General features: G+C 63.8%; 21 protein-coding genes. 18 read left to right on the forward strand and 3 right to left on the reverse strand.

The features are described 5' to 3' along the window. Positions 1-323 precede the first annotated feature (323 nt). The 3 genes from mltB (at position 324) to NX05_RS04140 (ending at position 4,592) form a co-directional block, all read left to right on the forward strand. Positions 324-1,472: a lytic murein transglycosylase B gene (gene mltB / locus NX05_RS04130; protein WP_017118980.1), complete on the forward strand. Its 1,149-nt coding sequence runs from the start codon at positions 324-326 to the stop codon at positions 1,470-1,472. Continuing rightward, positions 1,469-2,881, forward strand: coding sequence for a septal ring lytic transglycosylase RlpA family protein (locus tag NX05_RS04135; RefSeq protein ID WP_039431777.1), 1,413 nt, complete (start codon positions 1,469-1,471; stop codon positions 2,879-2,881). The genes mltB and NX05_RS04135 overlap by 4 nt, the downstream gene beginning before the upstream one ends. 505 nt (positions 2,882-3,386) lie before the next feature. Beyond that, the gene (locus NX05_RS04140; RefSeq protein WP_039431775.1) at positions 3,387-4,592 is read left to right on the forward strand and encodes a D-alanyl-D-alanine carboxypeptidase family protein; all 1,206 of its coding nucleotides are present in this window, start codon (positions 3,387-3,389) and stop codon (positions 4,590-4,592) included. A 129-nt stretch (positions 4,593-4,721) separates the two neighbouring features. Here the strand turns inward: NX05_RS04140 and NX05_RS04145 are convergent, their stop codons facing one another. Further along, entirely contained in the window at positions 4,722-5,783 is a 1,062-nt protein-coding gene (locus NX05_RS04145; protein ID WP_039431773.1) for a lipid A deacylase LpxR family protein, read from the reverse strand. 258 nt (positions 5,784-6,041) lie between these two features. On the opposite strand from NX05_RS04145, the gene NX05_RS04150 reads away from it, so the two are divergent. The 4 genes from NX05_RS04150 (at position 6,042) to NX05_RS04165 (ending at position 10,670) form a co-directional block, all read left to right on the forward strand. Further along, the gene (locus tag NX05_RS04150; protein WP_010368232.1) at positions 6,042-6,320 is read left to right on the forward strand and encodes a YbeD family protein; all 279 of its coding nucleotides are present in this window, start codon (positions 6,042-6,044) and stop codon (positions 6,318-6,320) included. Beyond that, the gene (gene lipB, locus NX05_RS04155) at positions 6,308-7,006 is read left to right on the forward strand and encodes a lipoyl(octanoyl) transferase LipB (protein WP_039431770.1); all 699 of its coding nucleotides are present in this window, start codon (positions 6,308-6,310) and stop codon (positions 7,004-7,006) included. The genes NX05_RS04150 and lipB overlap by 13 nt, the downstream gene beginning before the upstream one ends. A gap of 15 nt (positions 7,007-7,021) precedes the next feature. Beyond that, complete coding sequence (lipA, locus tag NX05_RS04160) at positions 7,022-8,035, forward strand: lipoyl synthase (RefSeq protein WP_010368229.1); 1,014 nt, start codon at positions 7,022-7,024, stop codon at positions 8,033-8,035. 475 nt (positions 8,036-8,510) lie between these two features. Further along, entirely contained in the window at positions 8,511-10,670 is a 2,160-nt protein-coding gene (locus NX05_RS04165) for a carboxy terminal-processing peptidase (protein ID WP_172645709.1), read from the forward strand. 285 nt (positions 10,671-10,955) lie between these two features. On the opposite strand, the gene NX05_RS04170 is transcribed toward NX05_RS04165, so the two are convergent. Continuing rightward, on the reverse strand, positions 10,956-11,822 hold the full coding sequence (locus NX05_RS04170; RefSeq protein ID WP_039431767.1) for an endonuclease/exonuclease/phosphatase family protein: 867 nt from the start codon (positions 11,820-11,822) through the stop codon (positions 10,956-10,958). A 160-nt stretch (positions 11,823-11,982) separates the two neighbouring features. Between NX05_RS04170 and NX05_RS04175 the strand changes: the two genes are divergently transcribed. From NX05_RS04175 to gnd, 8 genes are all read left to right on the forward strand, one after another. Then, a complete protein-coding gene (locus tag NX05_RS04175; RefSeq protein WP_039431764.1) occupies positions 11,983-13,038 on the forward strand; it encodes a bifunctional nicotinamide-nucleotide adenylyltransferase/Nudix hydroxylase in 1,056 nt (351 codons plus the stop codon). Between the two features lie 121 nt (positions 13,039-13,159). After that, positions 13,160-14,563, forward strand: a complete 1,404-nt coding sequence (locus NX05_RS04180; RefSeq protein WP_039431763.1) for a nicotinate phosphoribosyltransferase — start codon at positions 13,160-13,162, stop codon at positions 14,561-14,563. A gap of 20 nt (positions 14,564-14,583) precedes the next feature. Then, positions 14,584-15,684: a hypothetical protein gene (locus NX05_RS04185; protein WP_039431761.1), complete on the forward strand. Its 1,101-nt coding sequence runs from the start codon at positions 14,584-14,586 to the stop codon at positions 15,682-15,684. After that, complete coding sequence (locus NX05_RS04190) at positions 15,677-16,741, forward strand: DNA methyltransferase (protein WP_039431759.1); 1,065 nt, start codon at positions 15,677-15,679, stop codon at positions 16,739-16,741. Before NX05_RS04185 ends, NX05_RS04190 begins: the two co-directional genes overlap by 8 nt. A 74-nt stretch (positions 16,742-16,815) precedes the next feature. Continuing rightward, positions 16,816-17,589, forward strand: a complete 774-nt coding sequence (locus NX05_RS04195) for a DUF2242 domain-containing protein (protein ID WP_039431757.1) — start codon at positions 16,816-16,818, stop codon at positions 17,587-17,589. A 124-nt stretch (positions 17,590-17,713) separates the two neighbouring features. After that, positions 17,714-18,094 carry a glycine zipper 2TM domain-containing protein gene (locus NX05_RS04200; RefSeq protein WP_010376256.1) on the forward strand — a complete coding sequence of 127 codons (381 nt, stop codon included), beginning with the start codon at positions 17,714-17,716 and terminating at the stop codon, positions 18,092-18,094. A 170-nt stretch (positions 18,095-18,264) separates the two neighbouring features. Continuing rightward, positions 18,265-19,608, forward strand: a complete 1,344-nt coding sequence (locus NX05_RS04205) for a hypothetical protein (RefSeq protein ID WP_039431755.1) — start codon at positions 18,265-18,267, stop codon at positions 19,606-19,608. A 20-nt stretch (positions 19,609-19,628) separates the two neighbouring features. Next, positions 19,629-20,570: a phosphogluconate dehydrogenase (NAD(+)-dependent, decarboxylating) gene (gene gnd, locus NX05_RS04210; RefSeq protein WP_039431753.1), complete on the forward strand. Its 942-nt coding sequence runs from the start codon at positions 19,629-19,631 to the stop codon at positions 20,568-20,570. Positions 20,571-20,908: 338 nt separating this feature from the next. On the opposite strand, the gene NX05_RS04215 is transcribed toward gnd, so the two are convergent. Continuing rightward, complete coding sequence (locus tag NX05_RS04215) at positions 20,909-21,967, reverse strand: oxidoreductase (protein WP_017118974.1); 1,059 nt, start codon at positions 21,965-21,967, stop codon at positions 20,909-20,911. A gap of 151 nt (positions 21,968-22,118) precedes the next feature. On the opposite strand from NX05_RS04215, the gene NX05_RS04220 reads away from it, so the two are divergent. The 3 genes from NX05_RS04220 (at position 22,119) to NX05_RS04230 (ending at position 25,024) form a co-directional block, all read left to right on the forward strand. Next, the gene (locus NX05_RS04220; protein WP_039431751.1) at positions 22,119-22,490 is read left to right on the forward strand and encodes a BON domain-containing protein; all 372 of its coding nucleotides are present in this window, start codon (positions 22,119-22,121) and stop codon (positions 22,488-22,490) included. Positions 22,491-22,775: 285 nt separating this feature from the next. Next, positions 22,776-24,587, forward strand: coding sequence for a sensor histidine kinase (locus NX05_RS04225; protein ID WP_039431749.1), 1,812 nt, complete (start codon positions 22,776-22,778; stop codon positions 24,585-24,587). Further along, complete coding sequence (locus NX05_RS04230; RefSeq protein ID WP_003482689.1) at positions 24,584-25,024, forward strand: response regulator; 441 nt, start codon at positions 24,584-24,586, stop codon at positions 25,022-25,024. The genes NX05_RS04225 and NX05_RS04230 overlap by 4 nt, the downstream gene beginning before the upstream one ends. Positions 25,025-25,026 lie beyond the last annotated feature (2 nt).

The following is a 25,026-nucleotide window of genomic DNA, read 5'->3' on the forward strand; positions in this document are numbered from 1 at the left end:
GACGAAAGCGCATTGCGCAGCAGCACAGGCCGGCTGCCAGAACGCGGCCCGTGCCGCGCGAGACGGATGCCGACGCCGGGCTTGGCCCGGCCCGATCGGCAGAGCCATGCGACGATAGCGGGCTTCTGGATGCAAGAGGCCGCGTTGTGGCGACATCCGCCAGCCGCAGGCCTTGGTACGCGCTGTTCAGCTCCCGCCGCGGACTACGCGCGGGCTCGCCCTGGCGGGTTGGCATGCTGCGCATGGCCTTGACATCGGGCAAAGTTCTTCGTTTTCATGGCCTTATTGCCAGAAGTTCATCTGATGTCTGTTACCCTCGGCCAATGATTCGACGCACCCTGACCTGCCTGCTCACCCTCGGCCTTGTCGCTTGCGCGACCCAGCCCAGCCCTCCGTCCCCGCCCCCGGCTGCCAGCGCGCCGCCGGCCAAGCCGCCGCTTGCGCCATCGACGTCAGCGCCGCCGGCCAGCGCCGCCGCCGAGGCGCCTGCGCTTCCGCCAGTCGACCTGACCCCGGTGCCGTTCGAGATTGCCCGCGCCAACTTCGTGCGCGATACCTCGGCCAAGTACGGCATTGATGCCGAGCAGATCGAAGCGGTGCTGGCGCAGGCGCAATTCAAGGACGCCATCGTCACGGCAATGTCGCGCCCGGCCGAACGGGTCAAGCCGTGGAACGAATACCGGCCGATGTTCATCACCCAGGCGCGTATCGACGGCGGCCGCAAGTTCCTCGCCGAACATCGCGCCGAACTGAGCAAGGTCGAAGCCGCCACCGGTGTGCCGGCACAGGTCATCGTCGCCATCATTGGGGTGGAAACCAGCTACGGCAGCAACGCCGGCAAATATCGCGTGCTGGACGCGCTGTACACGTTGGCGTTCCGCTATCCGCGCAGCGGCGACCCGGCCAAGCTCGAACGCGAAGTGCGCCGCGAACTGTTTTTCCGTGATGAACTCGCCCAGTTGTTCGCGCTCGGCAAGGAAGAACAGCTCGACGTCACCACCCTCATCGGCAGCTATGCCGGCGCGATGGGCATGGGCCAGTTCATGCCGTCCAGCTATCGCCAGTTCGGCGTGGACGGCGATGCCGACGGCAAGCGCAATCTGTTCACCGACTACAACGACGTGTTCGCCTCGATCGCCAATTACTTCGTCAAGAAGGGCGGCTGGGTGCGCGGCGGGCAGGTCGCGGTACCGGCCACGCTGGCTGCCGGCCACGAAGAATTCAATCCTACCGACTGGTCGCCGGTGTACACGCTGGCCGACTTGTCGGCGCGCGGGTATCACCCGAGCGCACCGGTGGTGGCGGGCAGCACCGCCACCCCGATCGGCCTGGACGACGCTAACGGCAAGCAGTACTGGCTGGGCTTCCAGAACTTCTACGCAATTACCCGTTACAACATTTCCAAGATGTACGCGATGGCCGTGTTCCAGCTGTCCGAGGCCATCGCCGGCAAGGAGTTACCCCCGGCATGAACAGCATTGCAGGCCCCAAGTGGCTGATTCCGATGGCACTGATGCTCGGCCTGGCGGCCTGCAGCAGCGCACCGAAGAAGACTGCCGGTAGCAACGGCAGCGGCGCGATCAAGGGCGTCAAGGTCGAAGGCAAGGGACCGGCATATGTCGCCACCGGCTGCCCGTCCACGTCGCCCTACGCGCCTGCCAAAGAAGACCCGTCCACGCGCGGCGATTACACCGCGGGCGGCTTGTACAAGCCGGGCGTGAAAGACACCACGCCCGATCATGTCCCTAATGTGGCCTGCATTCCCGAACCGCTGGTCACCAACGAGCCGCGCTCGGCGGTGGGCAATCGCTCGCCCTACGAAGTGCTGGGCAAGCGCTATGTGGTGATGGATAACCCCGGCGACTATGTCGAACGCGGCACTGCCTCGTACTACGGCAACAAGTTCCATGGCCGGCTGACCTCCAACAAGGAGGTCTACGACATGTACGCCTTCACCGCCGCGCATAAGACCCTGCCGTTGCCCAGCTTCGCGCTGGTTACCAACACCGACACCGGCCAGTCGGTGGTGGTGCGCATCAACGACCGCGGCCCGTTCCACGACGGCCGCGTGATCGATCTGAGCTACGCCGCGGCGGTGAAGTTGGGTATCACCGGCAAGGGCACCGGCAATGTCGAAGTGCGTGGCCTGACCGAAGCCGACAACGGCAATCTGCTCGCCAAGCGCCGCAGTGGCCAGGCACCGGTGACGACCGCCGTTGCCACGACGCGGCCGGCCGCGGGCGCCAGTCAGATCGATGGCCTGGTGCAGCGTCTGCCCACCCGTACCGTGCCGCCGCGTGCAGCATCGACCGGTGCCGGCACCGCGGTTGCTACAACTGCCGCTGCAGCCACTGCGAGCGCGCCGGTCGTTCCGGCCGGCGAGCGTTGGCGCTACCGCGTCGCCGATTCGCGCCAACCTGGCAATGCCGACAATTTCGATGCCTGGATGAAGGCACAGGGCGTGCGTGTGGCCACCGGCAAGCCGACCGCTGCGGTCCCGCGCCCGACGTCGTCGGCGCCTGCCGCCGCACCTGTCGCGGCAACACCGGTCGCGGTTGCGGCGGTCAAGCCGTCTGAGAACACGTCTTCGCGCCCGCTGAAGCCCGAGCCAGCGCCCGCCAAGGCCCCCAGCGTGGCTGAAGCCGCACTCGGCGACATCCTGCTGCAGGTCGCCAGTTTCGCCAGCCGCGAAAACGCCAATCGCGCACTGTCGCAACTGGCCTCGGCGGGAATTGCGGGCGCCAGCGTCAGCGACATCGTCAGCGGCGGGCGCACCCTGTGGCGGCTGCGCGTGAACGCACGCGACCACGCCAATGCCTCGGAAATTGCCCAGCGCATCGCCGGCCTCGGTTTCGGTCGCCCGCAGATCGTGGCCAACTAGCCGCTGGCGAGACTGTTATTGCGGTAGCTAATGAAGCGCGAGCGCATTGGTCGCTCGCGCGCTGGCCGCCTATGCCATCTTGGTTAAGCGTAAGCGCGCCGGTGACTGCTTTAGCCAATTAGGCACCAGCACACTCGTCGCGCGCGCGCAGGCTGCATCGGCTGTAATGGCACGGCTGGGGCAACCCGATTGGTTGGCAGACAAAGCGCATCTGCAACGCAGATGCGGTCAAGGCCGGAATCGATACCCCTCTCGTGCACTTCGGTACTCGTTGCGCCGTTTGCGGCCAACTAATCACTGAGCACCAAAGTGCCTGTTCCAACGCGCTGTAAGCGACGTCCACGCTGCAGGTGGCGCCTCCGACAGCTCGCCTCGGGCGCGACCAGCGTGCCGCCATCGCTGAACTGCATAAGCGCGTGCACCCTGCGACGCGTCGCCCTGATCGCCGTGGCGCCTTACAATTTCGCATTGCCCAGCTTTCGGGCCCGTCAGGAGTCGTTCTTCAATGAAATTCCGCTTCGCCGCCGCTGCCGTGGCCACGTTCGCCTTCGGCCTGGTCTGCGCCCAGACACCTGCGCCGCAGCCGACTCCCGCCGTGGCTGCCGCCCCGGCCGCCTTGCCGGTGCCACCGGCGCCCGCCCCGGCCGTGTCCAAGTCCTGGATCCTGATGGACTACGCCACCGGGCAGGTGTTGGCCGGTGAGAACATCCACCAGCAACTGGCCCCTGCCAGTATCACCAAGGTAATGACCTCCTACGTGGTCGCCGCCGAGATCAAGAACGGCAAGGTCAAGCGCGACGACCAGGTCATGATGAGCGAGCGCGCCTGGCGCGAGGGTGGCGCCGGTACCGATGGCAGCTACAGCGGTTTCCCGGTCAACCAGACGGCGCGTCTGGAAGACATGGAAAAGGGCATGGCAATCCAGTCCGGCAACGACGCCGCCATCGCATTGGCCGAGCATGTCGCCGGCAGCGAAGAAGCCTTTGCCTCGCTGATGAACAGCTACGCCGCCAAGATCGGCATGAAGGATTCGTACTTCGTCAACGCGCACGGCCTGAGCGCCGAAGGGCATCACTCCACCGCGTACGATCTGGCCATGCTGGGCCGCGCGATGGTGCGCGATTACCCGGAGACCTATGCCTACAACAAGATCAAGGAATTCCAGGTCGGCAGCATCAAGCAGAGCAACCGTAACCGGCTGCTGTGGCGCGACCCGGCCGTGGACGGCATCAAGACCGGCCACACCTCGGAGGCTGGCTACTGCCTGCTGAGCTCGGCCAAGCGCGGCGACCAGCGCTTGATCGCCGTGGTCATGGGCGACAGCTCCGAAGAACAACGCGCCACCGATAGCCTGGCCCTGCTCAACTGGGGCTTCCGCTTCTTCGAAACCCACAGCTTGTATGCACCCGGTAAGGTCGTCACCAAGCAGAAGGTGTGGAAGGGCCAGCAGGACGAAGTGCAGCTTGGCGTGGCACAGCCGCTGTTGGTCAGCCTGCAGCGCGGCCGTTACAACGACCTCAAGCCCAGCATGGAAGTGCCCAAGAATCTGCAGGCACCGATCAAGCAGGGCCAGCAGGTCGGCACCGTGAAGGTCAGCCTGGACGGCAAGGTCATCGCACAGGCCCCGCTGGTCGCCATCAACGCGGTCGAAGAGGGCAGATTCTTCAAGCGCCTCTGGGATGCGTTCTGGATGTGGTGGGAATCGGAGTGATCCAAACAAAAAGCCGGCGAAAGCCGGCTTTTTGTTTGGAATCGAGAATTGAGAATCGGGAATGGTTAGAAGCCAGGGCACCGCCTTGGCTTTTGCGATTCCCCATTCCCGATTCTCGATTCCCAGCCTTCAAAGCATCCGACTAATCGTGAAACTCCCATACACCGGCGTCTCGCGCTGGGTGTCGAATTCGCGGGTGCGGTGGTAGCGGGCGAGGGCGAATTTCCAGCGGCCGTACATCACTGCCAGCCCGTAGCCCACATCGCCCACGAACGGGCGCTTGTCCACGCTATGGCTATTGCGGAAGGTATTTCCGTCTAGCGTGATGTCGCGGATCACCCAGCGTGCGTCGGTGGTCACGAACAGGTGGCCCGACCAACCGCTGGCGCGTCCGAGCCGGCTGGGAGCAGTATTTTCGCCCGCGGGTCGGGTCGGGGTGCTGCCGAAGTCGTCCGGCAGCTTCCAGCCGAAGCGGGCTTCGCCACCGGCATTCAGATGCGTGGCCATATTGCCGACCGCGCCACCCCAATGCGAAATGAAATCCCAGCCGAAGCCATCGGCATTGCCGCTCGCATCTGCTGGCCAGCGGCGCATGCGCTCGTGCACCAGGTTAATCAGCGGCTCGTTGTGCAGCTGGTTGTCCCAGCCCTGGAATTTCTCGTCCCCAAGTGCGTCGTGGATCGCATCCTGCGCCTCCTTCGCAAATGCCCAAGGGCCGACGACGCCGATCTGTAGCTGCGTGGTGCGCAGGTGCGCATCGTTGCGCGCGTTGTAGCCGAAGCTGGCCAGCAGGATGCCCGCATACGGGCGGTCGTCCGGTATGACATCGCGGCGGGTGGAGTCGGTTGGGGTGAAGATCCCTTGGCCGATCGAAAACACCATGTTCTGCTGGTCGAACTCGCCCGGATGCAGTCGCTCCAGGTAGCTGTTGACCCACCGCGCAGTGCGCGGCAGGCAGGGGTCGTCGGTGTAATCGACCAGATTGGGCGACACCAGCGTCAGCACCGCGCCGTTGGAATAGCCTTGGTCTTGATCTTCGCCACCGAACAAATCGTTATCGACCCGGAAATTCACCGCAGGCGGCGTGCGCCCAAGCCGGCTGGAATCGCACTGATCCGCCGCCAGGACCGGCAGCGACAGCCCGGAAAGAGAGAGCAGCAAGGCAGCTGACAACGCGCGCGGTCGAAGCATGGAAGGCCTGGGGAGGAGAGCTGGGATTCAGAAAGGTGCCTGCGTCTTCTGCTGCGCAATGTGAAGTGCGTGGCCGCAACTGCAGCTCTTCTGCTTCGGCTCGTTATTGCATCTCCACCACGTATAGCTGTGTTCGATCCACGGCTTTATCACGGTGTGGGAAGTTGCTGACTTACATGGTGGCAGTGCGGACGAGCTAGGCGGACTGATCGGTTGCAGAGGCTTGGGTTTGCCCATCGCCGGCCCGATAATGGGCGGATGGACATCAGCACCGACAACCCCGATCACGGCTTTCAGTTTCCCGGCACCTTCGAGCTCAGCGCCATGGGCGCGGCCGGGCGCGGGCTGGAAACCGAACTTCCGCGCCTGCTTGCCGCCACCGGCGTGGAGCTGCTGCAGGAAAGCGTTAGCTGGAAGCATTCGTCCAGCGGCAAATATGTCTCGGTCAAGATCGGCTTCCGCGCCGAGAGCCGCGAGCAGTTCGACGCCGCGCACCAGGCGCTGCGTGACCATCCGGAAGTGAAGTGGACGCTGTAGCGGCCGAGCCCGTGAGCAGTTCCTCTGTTGGCCTGGTTGCGCAGTTGCGTGACCTTGGCCTGCAGGACTACGCCCCGGTGTGGCGTGCAATGCAGCGTTTCACCGATGCGCGCGATGAGCACAGCGCCGATGAGGTGTGGGTCGTGGAGCATGCGCCGGTGTTTACGCTGGGCCAGGCAGGCAAACCCGAGCATGTGCTGGCGCCGGGCGATATTTCGGTGCTGCAGGTCGATCGCGGTGGGCAAGTCACCTATCACGGTCCCGGCCAATTGGTCGTTTACCCGCTGCTGGATCTGCGCCGGCTCAAGATCGGTGTGCGCGACTACGTGTGCAAGATCGAGCAGGCGCTGATCGACACGCTGGACGAGTGGAACATCGTGGCCGAGCGTCGCGACGGCGCCCCTGGTGTCTATGTCGGTGGGGCCAAGATCGCCGCGCTTGGCATCCGCGTGCGGCGTGGCTGCACCTTCCACGGGTTGTCGTTCAACGTGGACATGGACCTGGAGCCGTTCCACCGCATCAACCCCTGTGGCTATCAGGGCCTGCAGGTGACCTCGGTGCTAGACTTGGGCGGCCCCTCCGGGATGGATGCCGTCAAGGCGGTGCTGCTCGATCAGCTGGCGCGCCAGTTCGGCCTCGTGCTGCAGCCCACTTCCGCATTGCCCGACCTTTCGCTTCCGGCTTGAGCGCCCCGTATTGTCATGACCCAGCCTATCGCCCGTTCCATTCCCTTGCAGGTCGTCTCCGGCGACACCGCCGCGCCTGCGCCGCTGCAGACCGGCGTCAAGCAGATCGGTGGCGACAAGATCAATCGCTCGCCGGTGCAGTTCGTCGATGCGCCTGTGCTGCGTAAACCGTCGTGGATCCGGGTGCGGATTCCGTCCGGCAATGCGGTGCAGAACCTCAAGGCCAAGCTGCGTGAAAACCGACTGGTCACGGTGTGCGAAGAGGCGAGTTGCCCGAACATCCACGAGTGCTTCAGCCACGGCACCGCGACCTTCATGATTTTGGGTGAGGTGTGCACGCGGCGCTGCTCGTTCTGCGACGTGGCGCATGGCCGGCCAAAGCCGCCTGACGCGAGCGAGCCGGCCAGCCTGGCCACTACCGTGGCCGACATGGGCCTGAAGTACGTGGTGGTGACCAGCGTGGACCGCGATGATCTACGCGACGGCGGTGCACAGCATTTCGTCGACTGCATTTCGGCGATCCGGGCCAGTTCGCCCAATACCCGCATCGAAATCCTGACCCCGGATTTCCGTGGCAAGGGCCGCATGGATCGCGCGCTGGAAATCCTGGCGCTGAGCCCACCGGACGTGTTCAACCACAACATCGAAACCGTGCCGGATCTGTACCCGAACGTGCGCCCCGGCGCGGATTACCAGTGGTCGCTGACGCTGTTGCAGCGCTTCAAGGCACAGCATCCGTCGATCGCCACCAAGTCCGGCATCATGCTCGGCCTGGGCGAAACGATGGAGCAGGTGCACGCCACATTGCGCGATCTGCGCGCGCACGATGTGGACATGATTACCATCGGCCAGTATCTGCAGCCGACGCCGCACCATCACCCGGTGATGCGTTACTGGACGCCGGAGGAATACCAGGCGCTGGAAGACTACGGCAACGCGCTGGGCTTCAGTCACGTCGCTTCCGGCCCGATGGTGCGTTCGTCGTACCACGCCGACCGGCAGGCCGCTGGCGCTGGTGTCGCTGCCTGAGTCAGCTGCACGCCGTGGCATGGCCGCCACGGCAACTGTGTGATCGGTGTTCGAACCAGCTCCGCTTTGCGGGCTCTGTTCGTTAGCATGCCGGAGCAGCAGGTCCCGCGTGATGTCGGTAGACGCGTCGTGGATCAGTCGTGACTTTTCGGCGACACGAAAAAGGCCGCCGCCGGCACGGCGATCGGCACCACCGGTCGCGGTATCGGCCTCAATCACATCGCGATTCTGGTCGAACACCCCTTTCGGCCCCGTGCACTGCGCGGGGCCAAGTCGTCTCTGTCCCATGCGGGGCGCAGCGGCAGGGTACGGTCTCGTTCACAATCCGCTACAGGCCCGGCGCTAGGCTGATTCAGCCAGCGGATGACAACGCCAGCAACTTTCGGCACTGTCATGCTGTCTGATCCATTCACCGCCTTCCTTTCATCGGCCCCATGCCGAGAGCCATTCGATGACCTACAACGTTTCTGCGTCCATGAAGGCCGGCCTGCTGGCGCTGGTGTTGACCACTCCGATGGCATTGCTCGCGCGCGCCGATACCGCGCTGCCTGCCGCTGCCACGCCCGACCAGGCGACGGCCACCAAACTCGTCTATGGCCTGCTCTCCGACAGCCGCTATGCCTACCGGCCGCGCGTGTTGGACGAGGCGATGTCCAAGGACGTGTTCAAGCGCTATCTGGAAACGCTGGACGGCGGCAAGCAGTTCTTTACCCAGGCCGATATCGATAGCTTCGCGCCGTTGCAAGCCGGCGTTGGCGACGCGTTGCGCGGTGGCAATCTGGAGCCGGCCTTCCAGGTGTTTTCGGTCTACAAGAAGCGTGTCGATCAACGCGTCAAATACGCGCGCGACTTGCTCAAGCAGGACTTCGATTTCAGCGGTAACGACAAGTTCGAGTACGACCGCAAGGACGTGCCGTGGGCTGCAGACGACAAGCAGCTGGACGTGCTGTGGCGCAAGTCGGTAATGAACGATTGGCTGCGCCTGAAGCTGGCCGGCAAGAAGCCCGAAGACATCCGCAAAACGCTGGACAAGCGCTACGTGGCGCTGGCCGACTCGGTCAAGCAGCTCAAGGGCGAAGACGTGTTCCAGTTCTTCGTCAACGCCTATACGAATGCCGTCGACCCGCACACCGACTACTTCACCCCGCGCACTGCCGAGACGTTCAACCAGCAGATGTCGCTGTCGCTGGAAGGCATCGGCGCGCAGCTGCAGAAGCAGGACGACATGGTGGTGATCCGCGAGGTGATCCCCGGTGGTCCGGCAGCCGTGGATGGCACGCTCAAGCCCGGCGATCGCATCGTCGGCGTGGGTCAGGCCAAGACTGGCACGATCGAAGATGTAATCGGCTGGCGCATCGACGACGTCGTGGCCAAGATCCGCGGCAGCAAGGACACTCAGGTGCGCCTGGAGTACATCCCGGCCGAATCGGGCATCGATGGCAAGCACCATACCGTGACTCTGACACGTCAGAAGGTGCGTCTGGCCGAACAGGCTGCCAAGGGCGAAACCATTACCTTGCCGGCTACGGGTGCCGAGCCGCAGCGCCGCATCGGCATCATCAAGCTGCCCGGCTTCTACCAGGATTTCGAAGGCCGTCGTCGCAATGCGACCGACTATGCATCGGCGACCCGCGACGTCGCCAAGCTACTGGCCGGCTTCAAGTCCGACAAGGTCGACGGCGTGGTGCTGGACTTGCGCAACAACGGCGGCGGTTCGCTCGATGAGGCAATCGAACTCACCGGCCTGTTCATCGAGCAGGGCCCGGTGGTGCAGGTGCGCGAATCCGGCGGCCGCGTCACCGTCAATGGCGACAGCGACCCGAAGGTTGCCTGGGACGGCCCGCTGGGCGTGTTGATCAATCGCGGCTCGGCGTCGGCATCGGAGATCTTTGCTGGTGCGATCCAGGATTACGGGCGTGGTCTGGTGATCGGCGAAACCAGCTTCGGTAAGGGCACCGTGCAGAACATCGTCGACCTGGATCGCTGGCCGGCTGCCGAAGGTCAGCGCTATGGGCAGGTCAAGCTGACCATCGCGCAGTTCTTCCGCGTCAGCGGCTCCAGCACCCAGCACAAGGGTGTGGTGCCGGACATCGCCTTCCCGGCCAGCGTGGATGCCACCGAATTCGGCGAGAGCACTTACGACAATGCATTGCCGTGGACGCGCATTGCCGCTGCGCCGCATACGCAGTACGGCAACTTTGCGCCGCTGCTGCCGAAGCTGCAGACCCTGCACACTGCGCGTATCGCCACCGACAAGGAATTCCAGTGGTGGGAAGAAGACGTCAAGCAGTTCCGCGATGAAAAGGCCAAGAAGTACATTTCGTTGAACGAAGCCGAGCGCGTTGCCGAGCGTCAGAAGCAGGATCAGCAGCGCAAGGATCGCCAGCAGATTCGCAAGCAACTTGGGCTGCCGCTGGATCCGCTTGCCGAAGACAGCGATGACGGCTTGACCGGTAACGAGCGCGACATCGTCAAAGACACCGCACGCGAAAAGGCTGCCGAAAAGCGTCCGGATCCGTTGCTGCATGAGTCGGCTGCAATCCTGGCCGACGCGCTGGGCTTGCTGTCGCAGGACAAGCCGTTGTCGGCACAGGTGCTGCCGAAGTCGACCGCGCCGGGGCGTTGGGCGGACTGATTGCCGCAGTTCTTGAGATCTAAAAGCGTTTGGAACAAAAATGCCATCGCACTGCGGTGGCATTTTTGTTGGCGGCATGTATTTGTGAGAGTGAGATGCGGTGGGTAGTGATCGTAGCGTCATTGCAAATACAATCCGCGCTGGTAGAGCGTTAGCTCATGCTCGACCTGCGCGCACTACAGGCTGCTATCGCCGCCACATTGGCGCCGCATCAGGCGCCAGCAGCGCAATGGCGGCATCTGCCGCCAAGCATCTGCGCCGCAAACAACTGCATGCGTCGGTGGCTCACTGCGGCCACTCAAATTCGGCCAAGACCGGGTAATGATCGGAAGGCAAGATCCCGCCTGGGCGCATGTCCAGCGTGGAAAAACGGGTGGGTGTCAGCCCGCGGAATAAAATCCAATCGATGCGGCGTGTTGGCTGGGTGGTGAAATCCTGGAAGGTTTTTTCCGGGCCCTGCGGCTTTGCTACATGCGCGCGCGCATCGCCCAGAACGGCAGTCAGCGTGCGATAGGTGCCTTGATCGGGATCGCTATTGAAGTCGCCGGTGACGACCACCGGAATATCGCCAGGCAGCGTTGCGATGCGCGAGAGAATCACGCGGGCGCCCTGCTCGCGTGCTGCTTCATCCTGATCGCGATGCGGCAGGTGGGTGTTGAGCAGATAGAAACGGCGCTTGTCGCTGCGGCGTTCGAACAATGCCCAGGTAACCATGCGTGGCAGGTCGGTGTTCCAACTGCTGCTGCCGGGTACCTCGGGGGTTTCGGATAACCAGAAGTCGCCGGATTCAATCACGCTCAGTGCGTTGCTGTCGTAAAACACACCCATATGTTCTTCGCTACCATCGGCGCGCCGTCCCTTGCCGAACCAGCGATAGGCAGGCAGGTGCGAGGCCAGATACTGCGCCTGCTCCTGCACCAGTTCCTGGGTGCCGAACACATCGGGATGGGTCTGTTTAATCAACGCAACCATCGACGTCCGCCGCACCGCCCAGCGTTTGTCGCCATCGCGGTCCACTGGTACGCGCACGTTGAACGACATCACCCGCAACGGTGATGGCGCGGACGCGGCAAAGGCCGGCAACGTGATGCATAGCGCGAGGATGGCGGCGAAAAAATAACGTGACGCAACGCGTAGCGATGAGCGTGGCATGTAGAGGATCTCCAGAAGACAAGCGGCAAGTCTAGCCAGTACGCATGACCGCTGTGTCAGTGCATTGCGCAGGCGCTTGACGCCGCCGTGCATCGGCGTAGCATTTGCACCAGGCCGGCGGACAGACCGCCAGCTGACCACTCAACCGTGAGGGATTCTCATGGCAACACCGTACGACTATCTCGTGTTTATCGGGCGCTTCGAGCCCTTTCATAACGGCCACGCCGCCGTCGCCCGCCACGCGCTGGACAAGGCGAAAAAGCTCATCATCCTGATCGGCTCGGCCGACACGCCTCGCACCATTCGTAATCCGTGGACCGTCGCCGAACGTGCGGTGATGATCGAGTCTGCGCTGCCAGACGAAACTGCGCGGCTGATCGTGCGCCCGCTACGCGACCATCTCTACAACGAAACCCTGTGGATTGCCGACGTGCAGCGTCAGGTTGCCGAGGCAGTGCAAGCCGATGGCGGCACGCTGGATGCGAACATCGGCCTGATCGGCATGGACAAGGATGCCAGCAGCTATTACCTGCGTGAGTTTCCGCAGTGGCCGCTGGAGGATGTGCAACACACCGCCACGCTGTCGGCCACCGAATTGCGTCGCTACCTGTTCGAAGCCGGCGATATCGGGTTCCACGGTGGGCTGTTGATGCTGCGCGGCAATGTGCCGGCGCCGGTGTACGACATGCTGGAAGCATTCCGGCGTAATTCGCCCAGCTACGCGCAGCTGGTGGCCGAGTACCGGTTCATCGAGCAATACCGCGCCGCGTGGAAGGACGCGCCGTATCCGCCGACGTTTGTCACTACCGATGCAGTCGTGGTGCATTCGGGCCACGTGTTGCTGGTGCGGCGTCGCGCCGAGCCGGGCAAAGGTTTGTGGGCGTTGCCGGGCGGTTTTGTGGGCCAGGACGAAGGCCTGCTGGATTGCTGCCTGCGCGAGCTGCGCGAGGAAACCCGGCTCAAGCTGCCGGTGCCGGTGCTCAAGGGATCGTTGCGTGGCAAGCAGGTGTTCGATCACCCCGAGCGTAGCCACCGCGGACGCACGATTACCCATGCGTTTCATTTCGAATTTGCCGCCGGCGAATTGCCTGCGGTACGCGGTGGCGACGACGCCGATAAAGCGCGCTGGATCCCGATAGCCGAAGTGATGGCGATGGGCCCGCGCCTGTACGAAGACCACCTGCATATTCTTGAATTCTTCCTGGGTCGTGGCTGAGAGCGCAAACGACTGCGTGTTGCCGCGACGCAACGTAGGCGCACGCAGTGTGATCGCTTGAACCGTGACCTCCCGCCGGCGGACAGACCGCTGGTTCATTCGACGTGAAGGAGCTTCCGTCATGCATTATCTCGATAACCTGCTGCTCAATACCGATAGCTACAAGGCCAGCCACTGGCTGCAATATCCGCCCGGCACCGATGCCTCGTTTTTCTACGTCGAATCCCGCGGTGGCCTGTACGAGCAGACCGTCTTTTTCGGCCTGCAATCGCTCCTGAAAGAAGCGATCAACCGGCCGGTGACGCACGCCGACATCGACGATGCGAAGGAGTTGCTGGCCGCGCACGGCGAGCCGTTCAACGAAGCTGGCTGGCGCGATATCGTCGACCGGCTTGGCGGGCAGCTGCCGATCCGCATCCGCGCCGTGCCCGAAGGCGCGGTAGTGCCAACGCATAACGTGCTGATGACGATCGAATCCACCGACGCCAAGGCGTTCTGGGTGCCGTCGTATCTTGAAACCCTGTTATTGCGTGTGTGGTACCCGGTGACCGTGGCCACGGTGAGCTGGCAGGTGAAGCAGATCGTGCGCGACTACCTGGAGCGCACCAGCGACGATCCGGAAGGGCAGTTGCCTTTCAAACTGCACGATTTTGGCGCGCGCGGCGTGTCCAGTCTTGGCTCGGCCGCCTTGGGCGGTGCCGCGCATCTGGTGAATTTTCTTGGTACCGATACGTTGTCGGCGTTGCTGCTGGCGCGTGCGCATTACCACACGCCAGTAGCCGGGTATTCGATTCCCGCTGCCGAGCACAGCACTATCACCAGCTGGGGCCGCGAGCGCGAGGTGGATGCGTATCGCAACATGCTGACGCAGTTCGCGCGCCCGGGTTCGATCGTGGCGGTGGTGTCGGACAGCTACGACATCTACCGTGCCATTGCCGAGCATTGGGGCACCACCTTGCGCGAGGACGTGATCGCCTCCGGTGCAACGGTGGTGATCCGCCCGGACTCCGGCGACCCGGTCGATGTGGTCGAACAATGCTTGGTGCTGCTGGACGAGGCTTTCGGTCACCAGGTCAATGGCAAGGGCTATAAGGTGCTCAACCATGTGCGGGTAATCCAGGGCGATGGCATCAACCCAACCTCGCTGCGCGCGATTCTGGAACGCATCACCGCCGCCGGCTATGCCGCCGATAACGTCGCCTTCGGCATGGGCGGTGCGTTGCTGCAGAAGGTGGACCGCGACACGCAGAAGTTTGCGTTGAAGTGTTCGGCGGTACGCGTGGACGGGCAGTGGATCGATGTCTACAAAGACCCCATCACCGATCAAGACAAGCAGAGCAAGCGTGGTCGCCTGACCTTGCTGCGCAACCGCAGCGATGGCAGCTACCGCAGCGCCTTGCTCGATGAGGTGGGCACGCATGCCGACAGCGAAGATGCGCTGGTGACGGTGTGGGAAAACGGCGTGTCGCAACAGGAGTGGACGCTGGAGCAGGTGCGCGCGCGTGCCAACGCCGCACGTCGCTGACGCGGCGCGCAGGGTTCACCATGCATGCTTCCATCGACAACATCTCTTTGTTGCCTGTTTCACCGCTGTTGGCGCGTCTGCGCGCCGCAGTGCCCAGCCTGCAGCGGCGCGTGCCGCTGCAGGACGAGGCCAACCGCTGGCATCCAGTGCGCATCGGTGCGCGCACCTATCGGGCGGCGTTGCCGATCACCTTTACCCCGTATGCCTCGGTGCGGCCGTGTTCGGCGCGCTGCGGGTTCTGTTCGGAAAATCTGCGGCAGCATGGCGGTGGTCGTGCGGCAGCGACGTTGCGACCTGGGCCTGCGTATTTCCAGCAGTTGAGCGCTGCGTTGCAGCTGCTGCGGGGTGTGCCGCTGTCGTATTCCTTGTCCGGTCTGGAAATGACCGACGATGCGACGTGGTTACAGACCTTGCTGCACACCCTGGCAACCACACCGAACGGTCCGCGTGTCGAGCAACGCGTGCTGTACAGCAATGGCGCCGGGTTGGCGCGCACGCACGGTGCGCGGTTGATCGATGCGCTGGTCGCCTTCGGGCTGTCGTGGGTCGAGCTGTCGCGTCACCATCCGTTGCAGGAGCGCAACGACGCGATCATGCGTTTCCGCGCTGACGAGTCGATCGCCGATGCGGCGACCTTCGTGCAAACAGCGCAGCGGCTGGCAGCGCGTTTGCCGCTGCGCTTGGTCTGCATCGTGCAGCGCGGTGGCGTGGGCAACGCCGACGCCGTTGCGCAGTACATCGCATGGGCGCGCAGCTGTGGCGCCAGCCAGGTGATCTTTCGTGAATTGTCGCGGCTGGACGATGCGTACCGCAGTAACGGCACGCTGCGCTACATCAGCGAGCACCGCGTCGGCGTGGACACCTTGCTGGCCAAGTGCGTGCAGCAGCCCTGGTGGTCGCGCTGGCAACCCGACGGCCTGACCGAAGGCTATTACTTCTGGAATGTGCGGGTGCGCGACGAGACGGGCCTGCAGGTGGTTTTCGAAAGCGCCGACTACGCCGCGATGCATGCACGCCACGCCACTGGCGATCTATACAAGCTGGTGTTTTTCGCCAATGGCCGTCTGTGTGCGGGCTGGGACCCGGATGCTGATGTGTTGTGGGAACCCGACAATGGATGAGTTCGATCAACGCAGTTGGTGGACGCCGACGCCGGACGATGCCGCCTGGGCGCTGCCCGATGATCTGCGCGCGGCCGACCCGTTGAACGGGCACGACTGTGGCTGGGTCAACCAGATGCGCCCGTTCGTGCGCCATTTCAGTCAGCCGGGCGAACAGGTGTTCGACCCGTTTTGCGGCTTCGGCAGCACCTTGCTGGCAGCTGCGCTGGAAGGCCGCAACGCGCATGGCATGGAGATCGACCCAGCACGCGCGCAGTTGGCGCACACGCGCCTGCAGCGGCACGCGGTGGAAGCGCCGGTGGTAGTCGGCACACTGGTCAATAAGACGCCAGCTGCGCCAATCGACCTGTGCCTGACCAACGTGCCGTATTTCGGCTGCCACTGGCAGGGCGAAGCGTTAACCGGCCAGCTCTATGCCAGTGGCGATTACGCCAGCTATCTGACCGGCATGCGTGCAGTGTTCCATGCGCTGCGCAAGCAACTGCGGTCCGGTGGAATGGGCGTGGCGATGGTGCAGAACGTGGTGGTCGGCGGCCGTGTGATTCCGCAGGCGTGGGACGTGGGCCGGATCCTGGCCAGCTTGTTCACGCTGCGCGAGGAGCGGGTGCTGTGCTACCAGCGTCCGGCAGCAGCGTTGGCGCACGCAAGCGCCGCGAGCAACCGCAGCCACGAATATGCGCTGATCTTCCAGCACAGCCGTGCCCGGCTGGATCTACAGCAGGCCGCGCAGCTGCTGCAGGCGCTGCACGCGCAGGGCCTGCCGGTGCTGGTACATGGCAGCTACGCGCGCTGGCTGGCGTCGCCGACGCTGATGCCGGCGGGCCCGGCCGATCTGGACCTGATGCTGCACGCCGAACAAGCGCTGTGGGACCACCTCACCCACTGGCTGCAGCAGCAGGGCTTCGCGCTGAGCCTATGGGGCGAGCCGTGCCGTGCCCCGGTGGCGCTGGCGGCGGTGCGTGCGCACCACTACCTGCGCGCCGAGCGCATCGGCGCCGATGGTCGCCGCCTGCAGGTGGACCTGCAATTGCCAGCGGATGAACCGCCGTTGCCCTGACCCTGCAACGCGACGCCGCGCGCACATGGGTTGCCGCTATGCTCTGTGCCGGTTTTGGATGCCGGAATCTCCCAATGTCTTGTTCTTCACTGATCGCGCGCGGCGCACTGCTTGCCGCGCTGGCAACCCTGGCTGGCTGCGGTGGCAGCAAGGGCGACACGATGCTGATGCGCGAGTCGTTCAATTCCGATGACACCTATTCGCGCAGCGTCGCGGCCAGTTCGCCGCAGGCCTGCGAGGCGGCGCGGCGCGTGCTGTTGAGTCAGGGTTACGCCGTGACACGCGCGGATGCCGCCGCGGTGGAAGGCAGCAAGAACTTCCAGCTCGAGGAAGCCGACCAGAGCGAGCAGCTCAACTTGCGCATTTCTTGCGCCACGCAGGACGGCGGCAAGGCGCAGGTGTTCGTGAGCGCGCTGCAGGACCGTTACGCGTTGAAGAAGAGCTCTACCTCGGCCAGCGTGGGCGTTGGCGTGCTGGGCTCGTTGTCGTTGCCGGTCGGTAGCAGCGGCGATTCGCTGGTGCGCGTGTCCAGCACCACGGTGCAGGATGCGGCCTTCTACAAGCGCTTTTTCGAACGTTTGAACTCGTATCTGCCCAAGGTCACTGAAGCGGTGCCGGCTGCCGTGAGTGCAGCGCCTGTGCCCCCACATGCGGCCACACCGGCGCCAGCAGCTGCAGTGCCGGCAACGCCTACAGCGAACACTCCAACGCCAACATCGCCTGCGCCCGCTGCAGCGGCTCCCGCGACAGTTGCACAACCGCCGGTTGCGCCATTGCCGGTTGAAGCGCAGGACCCACCCCCAGCACCGGCGAAGGTGCCGCCAAAAGAGCCCGCCACGCAGCCGTGATGGGGTATTCACGCTCCGCTCCAAAGCCTGAATAGCCAGGTGCGCGCTTCACGTTCTGTTCTCGACCCAGCGGCCAGAGTGCGCCCATGACTCGCCGAGCGGGCGAGAAACGTGGAGAACAACGATGAAAATGCGCACCTCCCTGCTGGGTATTTCCCTGATTGGCCTGATGGCAACGAGCACCTTCGCCCAGGCTCAAAGCTATTCGCATCAGCAGCGCTATACGGAAGCAGACGAAGGCCGCAGGTTCAACGATGGCACCCGCGTCCGCTGCCGCAATGTCGAAGTGCAGAAGAACTCGACTGACCCCAACCGCATCGGCGGCACGCTGGCTGGTGCCGCGATTGGTGGCTTGCTAGGTCACCAGGTCGGCGGCGGCAATGGCAAGAAGCTGGCGACCGTGGCAGGCGCAGTGGCGGGCGGCGCAGCCGGTCGCACCATCCAGGGCAATCGTCAGCAAGCCAACGGCAATCGTCAGGTCGAGCGCGTCTGCGAACGTCGCTGAGCCTGGCGAAGTGATTCGTCTGAATTGATTGCGAGCCCCGGCCATGCCGGGGCTTTCTATGTCTGAGGGTGTGGCGCCGTGCCGACGATTGATGGTGCATGTCATCGATGAGTTCCGCCCATGTGCGAAGCGGCACATCGTTGCGGCGATCAATCTCTGCGCCGAGGTCGATGTCGATGTGGCATGCGGGCAGGCGCAGATGTGCTGCGGTGGTCTGTGCAAGCGCATTTCTCGCGGTGCAGCTGCTGCAGGTAGCGGCTGCTGCACCGAGCGAAACCGCAAACGCCGCGAGCGCAGATTGTGTGGAAGCACTGTTGCGCCGACTGGGCTGGAAAATCCATCGCGCCGCGGTGAGCGCGCCGGTACTACAGCGTGGCGAACCGTGTACGCGTGTCTCGCTTGCGCAAGCGCAAGCCGCGGGCGATCTGCAGCTAACGCTTCCGGCCGACTGGAACACGCACCAGCGCGGCGCAGCGCTCACCGCCGTGCTGGACGATGCGGCCACGCACTGCGCCTATGCGTTCGAACTCGGTGCAGCGACCCGCCGTGCGGTAACGCAATTACAGAACAACCCGCACTACCGTTTTTCAGCAGTGCAGCTGGGTTGGATCGGATTTGGCTGGCGTGGCGCAGCAGCGCAGGGCTGGAGTGGTTTTCGCAGTTTCGGTCGCGGGTATCAGCCGCGCGGCAGCAATGCGCAGGCGTTGGATGCGTTCTATCGCGGGCAGGTGCGCTCCGAATGCGGCGTGGGCCGGCAAGTAGCGCAGCTCGCCACACAGCGCGAGTTGTTTGGCGATGCTGGATTCGACCAGGCGTTTACGCCTGGCGAACTCTCGATTGGCACGTTTCTGACCTTGCACGACACCGACAGCATTCTGCTCGGTGCGCATGCTGGCGAATTTTTCGCCGACGGCAAGGCGGTGAAGAGCTCGCAACTCGGGCGGCAAGCGTTTGTCGGCGCGCCGGGGTTTATTGCGCATGTGTTCGACAAATCCTATCTGGATGACATCCACAATCAGGCCGAAAATTTCGTGGTGGTGGACGTCAGCGATGCAGCCGCGCAAGCGCTGGCACTGCACGGCGGGTTTGCGTATTACGACGCGCGCAGCCGGCAGATCTGGGAGCTGGCCAAACAGCTGCGTGGGCCTGGCAAGCGCCGCTTCGAGCGCCTGCTTTACGAGCGCGATGCAGCGTTGCGCGCCACGCTCGACCCGCAGCAGCAGACCCAGCTGCAGCAGTTGCAGACCCTGCTGGACGACCCGTTTTACCAGGGATTTTTAGTCTATGTGCATCCCAAGGGCACCAAGCCGATCGGCTATCACGTGGCGCGCCTGCTCGACCGTAACCCGCGCACGCCGTATGCCATCGACCTGACCTTGCACAATCTGCGCACCACCTTGTATTGGCGGTGGATCGACTGGCAGCTGCAGCAATGCAGCGCCGCCACCGCGGCGGAACAATCCATTGAGAATTCCGCCACGCCAGCGTACGCCGGGCGTGGCACCCTGCACTGATCAACGTATGAGGAGCGATTATGGAACTTGGTATGGTGGGACTGGGCCGCATGGGCGCCAACATGGCCGAGCGCCTGGTCAACGGCGGGCATCGCGTGCATGGCTACGACCCGGGCGCGAATGCGCGCACCAGCGCGCAAGCCAAGGGTATTGTCACGGCCGATGCGCTGGTAGCGCTGGTGTCCGCACTGCCGAGCCCGCGCGTGGTGTGGCTGATGGTGCCAGCGGGCAAGATCGTCGATGACACCCTGGCCCAGCTGTTGCCCCTGCTGCAGGCCGGCGACATCGTCATCGACGGCGGCAATTCGTACTACAAGGATTCGCAACGTCGCGCCGCGCTGCTGCAGGCCAGCGGCATTGCGTTTGTCGACTGCGGCACCAGCGGCGGCATCTGGGGGCTGCAGGAAGGCTACAGCCTGATGGTGGGTGGCGATGAAGCGGCCGTGACTGCGTTGCATCCGATCCTGGCAACGCTCGCGCCGGCGCCGGACAAGGGCTGGGGACGCGTCGGCCCGAGCGGTGCCGGCCACTTCACCAAGATGGTCCACAACGGAATCGAATACGGAATGATGCAGGCTTATGCGGAAGGCTTCGCGCTGATGCAGCACAAGACCGATTTCGCGCTGGACCTGCACCAGGTTGCCGAGATCTGGCGCGACGGCAGCGTGGTGCGCTCCTGGTTGCTGGATCTCACTGCCGATGCGTTGACGCATAACCCGACCATGGCCGGCATCGCGCCGTTTGTGGCCGACTCGGGCGAAGGCCGCTGGACGGTGGCCGAGGCGATCGATCTGGAAGTCTCGGCACCGGTCATCACCTTGTCGCTGATGGAACGACTGCGCTCGCGCGACAAGGATTCGTTCACCGACAAACTGCTCGCGGCGATGCGCAACCAGTTCGGTGGCCACGCCGTGATGACCACCACCTCTGCAGCGCCGACGATCGGCAGCAAGGACGCGTAAGCGGTCCGATGCACCAACGCTGCGCGCCTGGATTGCGGGGCGCAGCGTCGGTCTTGCAGAACATCAGCATTTCGAGCGAACACATCATTGCGTTCGCAACATTGCGCGGAATTAGCAACGTCGCCGCGTTGTTGCGGGCCTGATGCAACGAGGCAGCATTGCTGCCAAGCACCGCGCATCATGCTCCACGTACGGCACGCTTCGCGCTAAGCGACGGCCATCAAGTACAGCGCCCGCAACCATTACGCCTACCGCACACAGCGAGCAGGGTTGCTCACCTGCAGATGCGGGCACGCAAGCGCTGCTCATATACCTCGCCCTGTGCTGACTTTTCGGCGTTACAGCCCGCGTGCAGCATCCAACCACTGCACCTTGCCATCTGCAGCGCTGCGTTGCGCAAGTTCCACCAGCTGCATCAGCTGCACCGCGTCGCTGCCGCTGACCGGCGCCGGACCGGTGCCGGCCAGCGCGTCGCGAAAGGCGGTGTAGTACTGCCGATAGTCGCCCGGCAGGTTGTCGGGTTGATGCGTGTGGACACGGCCTTCGTCATCGACGCGGGTGAGCGTGCCCGCTAATGGATCGACGCCCCAGCCGACCGTGCCGGGGCGTCGCCCGGCCCGCAGCTGGTCTTCCTGCGTATCCATGCCGTGCTTGAGGTAACTGCCGCGCGTGCCATGCACGGCGAAGCGTAGGCTGCCATCGGCCACCAGCGACCCCGCATGCAGAATCACGCGCAGCCGCGGGTAGTGCAGGGTGACGTGGAAATAATCGACGCTGCGTGCCTGATCGCGCTGACGTTGCAGGTCCGCGCTGATGCCCTGCGGCACACCGAACAACTGCAGCGACTGATCAAGCACATGTGGTCCCAGGTCGTACCAGAGCCCGGCGCCGGGACTATCGCTCTCGCGCCAACGGTCGCGTACTTGCGGGCGATAGCGGTCGAAGTGGGAATGGAACTCCACCACCTCGCCGAGCTGGCCTTCTTCAATCAGCCGGCGCACGGTGAGAAAGTCCGCATCCCAGCGGCGATTCTGAAACACGCTGATGATGCGTCCCGCTGCATTGGCGGCATCGACCATCTGCTGCGCCTGCGCAACGTCCAGTGCGAATGGTTTATCCACCAGCACATGTTTTCCAGCGGCAAGCGCCTGCAGCGCGAACGGCGCATGGGTCTGGTTGGGGGTGGCCAAGACCACTGCGTCCAATGCGGGATCGGCCAATGCACTGTCGAGGTCGGCAAGTACGTTGATGCCGGGAAAATCGGCCTGTGCTTGCTGCGGCTTGGACGACACCACGCTGTGCAACTGCAGGCCTGGGGTGCTCGCGATCAGCGGTGCATGAAACGTGCGGCCGACATAGCCGTAGCCGACGACGGCCAGATTGAACGGTTTAGGCATTGAAAACGGTTCATCGCAACGACCAAGGGAATCCGCATGGTATTGCACCTGCCCGTGTGCGCAGGGTTCACAACCTCTGCATGTCACAGTCACGTCTGCTCGACGAGCGCCACCGCAAGCTGCGCCCACGTTCAACAGTGAGGTACCTGGTATGAAGAACATGATCAATGCACGCAAGTTGCTGGCTCTGTCGCTGTCGTTCGGTCTGACCCTTGGCGCGTCGCAGGCATTCGCGGCCCCGCAGGAACATGCCGACCACAAGGACCACGCTGCTGGCATGAATGAGTCCAAGAAGCCGGTCACCGACACCTGGATCACCACCAAGGTCAAGGCTGATCTGTTGGCTACCGATAACGTCGCTGGCACCGATGTGAAGGTCGAGACCAAGAACGGCATCGTGACCCTGACCGGCGCCGTCGCCACCCAGGCTGAGCACGACAAGGCCGTGGCCGTTGCAAAGGGCATCGAAGGCGTCAAGAGCGTCAAGTCGACCGGTCTGAAGGTCACCGCTGCGAAGAAGTAAACGCGGCCGCTGCGAATGCTGGGTCTGCCGAGGCGAGGCGGCGGACCCGAGCACAAGGCGCACTCCACGGAGTGCGCCTTTTTTCGTCCTGAAGAAACCGCCCGGCGAGCCGATAGACGGCAAGGTGCTCGCGCTGCTTTCACGTTTGCTGCACGTATGCTATGCCCATTCAGCTATGTCACGGGCGAGCGTGATTTCTCTGAATCATTAATCTGGAAAGTGCCATGATCGGAGACAATGCCGGTCTGTCCTTGGCCCCTGCAGCGAGCGGAAACCGATCTAGCAATGCACACAACGGTCCAAGCAGACAAATGGGATCGCTGGCGCCTGCCTTTGTTGGCGGTTGCCGTGTTCCTGATTGTGGTGGTGCCGTCGTTGCTACTGCAGCAGATGGCGCGCAACGCCAATCAGGCAGCGGTGTGGGTGTTGCATAGCCAGGAAGTGCAGGAAACCGCGCAGCGGCTGGAAGCGGCGATGCGCGATACCGAATCGGCGGCGCTGATGCGCTCGCACGGAGTGGAGCGCGAGGCGCTGCGTGAGCGCATGCGTCGCGGGCGACGCGAGTCGCTGGCTGCGGTGCAGCGCTTGATCGAACTGACCAGGGACAACCCGGCGCAGTTGGTGCGCATCGGGCGCATCCAGAGCACCATCGAGCGGCGTCTGCTGCTGGCCGATCGTATTGCAGTGACCACTGCGCCGGAGCAGATCCGCGCACTGATCAACGACATGACGGTAAACAACCCGATCCGTACGCTGATCGACGACCTGCAAAGCGCCGAAGGCCGTTTGTTGGCGCTACGCAATGCACGCGCCGAGACCGAGCGCATGCATTACGCGCTGCTGAGCTGGGCGACGCTGGCTGTGCAGCTGCTATTGCTGGGCACGGTGACCTGGCTGCTGCAGCGGCAGATCCGGCGCCGGCTGGCGGCCGAGCAGGAATACCTGCGCGCCAACGGCCGCGCAAGCTCGGTGCTGCAGACCGTGCGCGAGCCGATCGTGTTGCTGGATGCCAACCAACACATCGTGTTGCACAACCCCGCCTTCGCCGAACTCTACGGCCTGGAAGAGCGCGGCAACGAATCGATGGCGCTGGAGGATGTGGGCGAGGGCGTGTGGCGCGATAACCAGATCCATCAGCGGCTGGCCGACGTGTTGCTGCGTGGCCGCGAACTGTGGGATTACGAACATGAGCAGCGCGGCGCCGATGGCGTGCTGCGCACCATGTTGATCAACGCACGCCGCATGCCGCTGCCCGACACCACCGATGAAAACGTGGTGCTGATGACGGTGAGCGACATCAGCCTGCAAAAGAGCGCGCAGATGCGCATCCAGGAGCTCAACCGGCAGATGGAAGGCAAGGTAGAGCAAGTGTCTGAGGTCAACCGCGAGCTGGAAGCTTTCAGCTATTCGGTTTCGCACGATCTGCGTGCGCCGTTGCGGCACGTGGCCGGATTCTCCGACAAGCTGGCCCGCCATCTGGGCGATGCGGCCGACGAGAAATCGCGCCATTACATGGAAGTGATCAGTAGCTCGGCGCGACGCATGGCCTCGCTGATCGACGACCTGCTGGTGTATTCGCGCCTGGGCCGCAGTGCACTGCGTCTGCAGGCGGTGGACATGCAATCGCTGGTGGCCGAGACGCGCGCGATTTTGGATGCCAACGTGCAGAGCGAAAACACCGGCCACCGCGTGGATTGGCACATCGCGCCGCTGCCGGTGCTGGTGGCCGACGAAAACATGATGCGCCAGCTGTGGATGAACCTGCTCGGCAATGCGGTCAAGTACAGCGCCAAGCGCGAGGTGGCCAAGGTCGAGGTCACCTACACGCCGATGGCCGACGGCGGCCATCAGTTCAGCGTGCGCGACAACGGTGCCGGTTTCGATATGGAATACAGCGGCAAATTGTTCGGTGTGTTCCAACGGTTGCACAAGGCCAGCGAATACGCTGGTACCGGTATTGGTCTGGCCAGCGTGCGGCGCGTCTTGACGCGTCACGGCGGCCGGGTCTGGGCCGAAGGCGTCGTCGACGAAGGCGCCACGTTTTATTTCGTGTTACCCCCTGCGCTTGAAGCGCCCAACCAAGAGTTCAGTGTATGACCGCCATCCGTACCATTCTTTTGGCAGAGGACAGCCCGGCCGATGCGGAGATGGCGGTCGACGCCCTGCGCGAAGCCCGCCTTGCCAACCCCATCGTGCATGTCGAAGATGGTGTGGAAGCCATGGACTATCTGTTGCGCCGAGGCATGTTCGCCGACCGCGAGGAAGGCTTGCCGGCAGTGCTGCTGCTGGACATCAAGATGCCGCGTCTGGATGGGCTGGAAGTGCTCAAGCAGGTGCGCAGCGACGAGACACTCAAGCGCCTGCCGGTGGTGATCCTGTCGTCCTCGCGCGAAGAAAGCGATCTGGCCCGCAGCTGGGACCTGGGCGTGAATGCCTATGTGGTCAAGCCGGTGGATGTGGATCAGTTCTTCAACGCGGTCAAGACGCTTGGCACGTTCTGGGCGGTGATCAACCAGGCACCGGAGCTGGACTGAAC

The sequence above is a fragment of the Xanthomonas vasicola genome (assembly GCF_000772705.2).
Lineage (GTDB): Bacteria > Pseudomonadota > Gammaproteobacteria > Xanthomonadales > Xanthomonadaceae > Xanthomonas > Xanthomonas vasicola.

Excerpts from the sequence above, each read along its gene's own strand:
- NX05_RS04195 (WP_039431757.1), top strand. The coding sequence starts at position 16,816 with ATGTCTTGTTCTTCACTGATCGCGCGCGGCGCACTGCTTGCCGCGCTG.
- NX05_RS04205 (WP_039431755.1), top strand. The coding sequence starts at position 18,265 with ATGTCGATGTGGCATGCGGGCAGGCGCAGATGTGCTGCGGTGGTCTGT.
- lipA (WP_010368229.1), top strand. The coding sequence starts at position 7,022 with ATGACCCAGCCTATCGCCCGTTCCATTCCCTTGCAGGTCGTCTCCGGC.
- NX05_RS04135 (WP_039431777.1), top strand. The coding sequence starts at position 1,469 with ATGAACAGCATTGCAGGCCCCAAGTGGCTGATTCCGATGGCACTGATG.
- gnd (WP_039431753.1), top strand. The coding sequence starts at position 19,629 with ATGGAACTTGGTATGGTGGGACTGGGCCGCATGGGCGCCAACATGGCC.
- NX05_RS04220 (WP_039431751.1), top strand. The coding sequence starts at position 22,119 with ATGAAGAACATGATCAATGCACGCAAGTTGCTGGCTCTGTCGCTGTCG.
- NX05_RS04185 (WP_039431761.1), top strand. The coding sequence starts at position 14,584 with ATGCATGCTTCCATCGACAACATCTCTTTGTTGCCTGTTTCACCGCTG.
- NX05_RS04175 (WP_039431764.1), top strand. The coding sequence starts at position 11,983 with ATGGCAACACCGTACGACTATCTCGTGTTTATCGGGCGCTTCGAGCCC.
- NX05_RS04225 (WP_039431749.1), top strand. The coding sequence starts at position 22,776 with ATGCACACAACGGTCCAAGCAGACAAATGGGATCGCTGGCGCCTGCCT.
- NX05_RS04170 (WP_039431767.1), bottom strand. The coding sequence starts at position 11,822 with ATGCCACGCTCATCGCTACGCGTTGCGTCACGTTATTTTTTCGCCGCC.
- mltB (WP_017118980.1), top strand. The coding sequence starts at position 324 with ATGATTCGACGCACCCTGACCTGCCTGCTCACCCTCGGCCTTGTCGCT.
- NX05_RS04165 (WP_172645709.1), top strand. The coding sequence starts at position 8,511 with ATGAAGGCCGGCCTGCTGGCGCTGGTGTTGACCACTCCGATGGCATTG.
- NX05_RS04180 (WP_039431763.1), top strand. The coding sequence starts at position 13,160 with ATGCATTATCTCGATAACCTGCTGCTCAATACCGATAGCTACAAGGCC.
- NX05_RS04215 (WP_017118974.1), bottom strand. The coding sequence starts at position 21,967 with ATGCCTAAACCGTTCAATCTGGCCGTCGTCGGCTACGGCTATGTCGGC.
- NX05_RS04140 (WP_039431775.1), top strand. The coding sequence starts at position 3,387 with ATGAAATTCCGCTTCGCCGCCGCTGCCGTGGCCACGTTCGCCTTCGGC.
- NX05_RS04145 (WP_039431773.1), bottom strand. The coding sequence starts at position 5,783 with ATGCTTCGACCGCGCGCGTTGTCAGCTGCCTTGCTGCTCTCTCTTTCC.
- NX05_RS04190 (WP_039431759.1), top strand. The coding sequence starts at position 15,677 with ATGGATGAGTTCGATCAACGCAGTTGGTGGACGCCGACGCCGGACGAT.
- NX05_RS04230 (WP_003482689.1), top strand. The coding sequence starts at position 24,584 with ATGACCGCCATCCGTACCATTCTTTTGGCAGAGGACAGCCCGGCCGAT.
- NX05_RS04200 (WP_010376256.1), top strand. The coding sequence starts at position 17,714 with ATGAAAATGCGCACCTCCCTGCTGGGTATTTCCCTGATTGGCCTGATG.
- NX05_RS04150 (WP_010368232.1), top strand. The coding sequence starts at position 6,042 with ATGGACATCAGCACCGACAACCCCGATCACGGCTTTCAGTTTCCCGGC.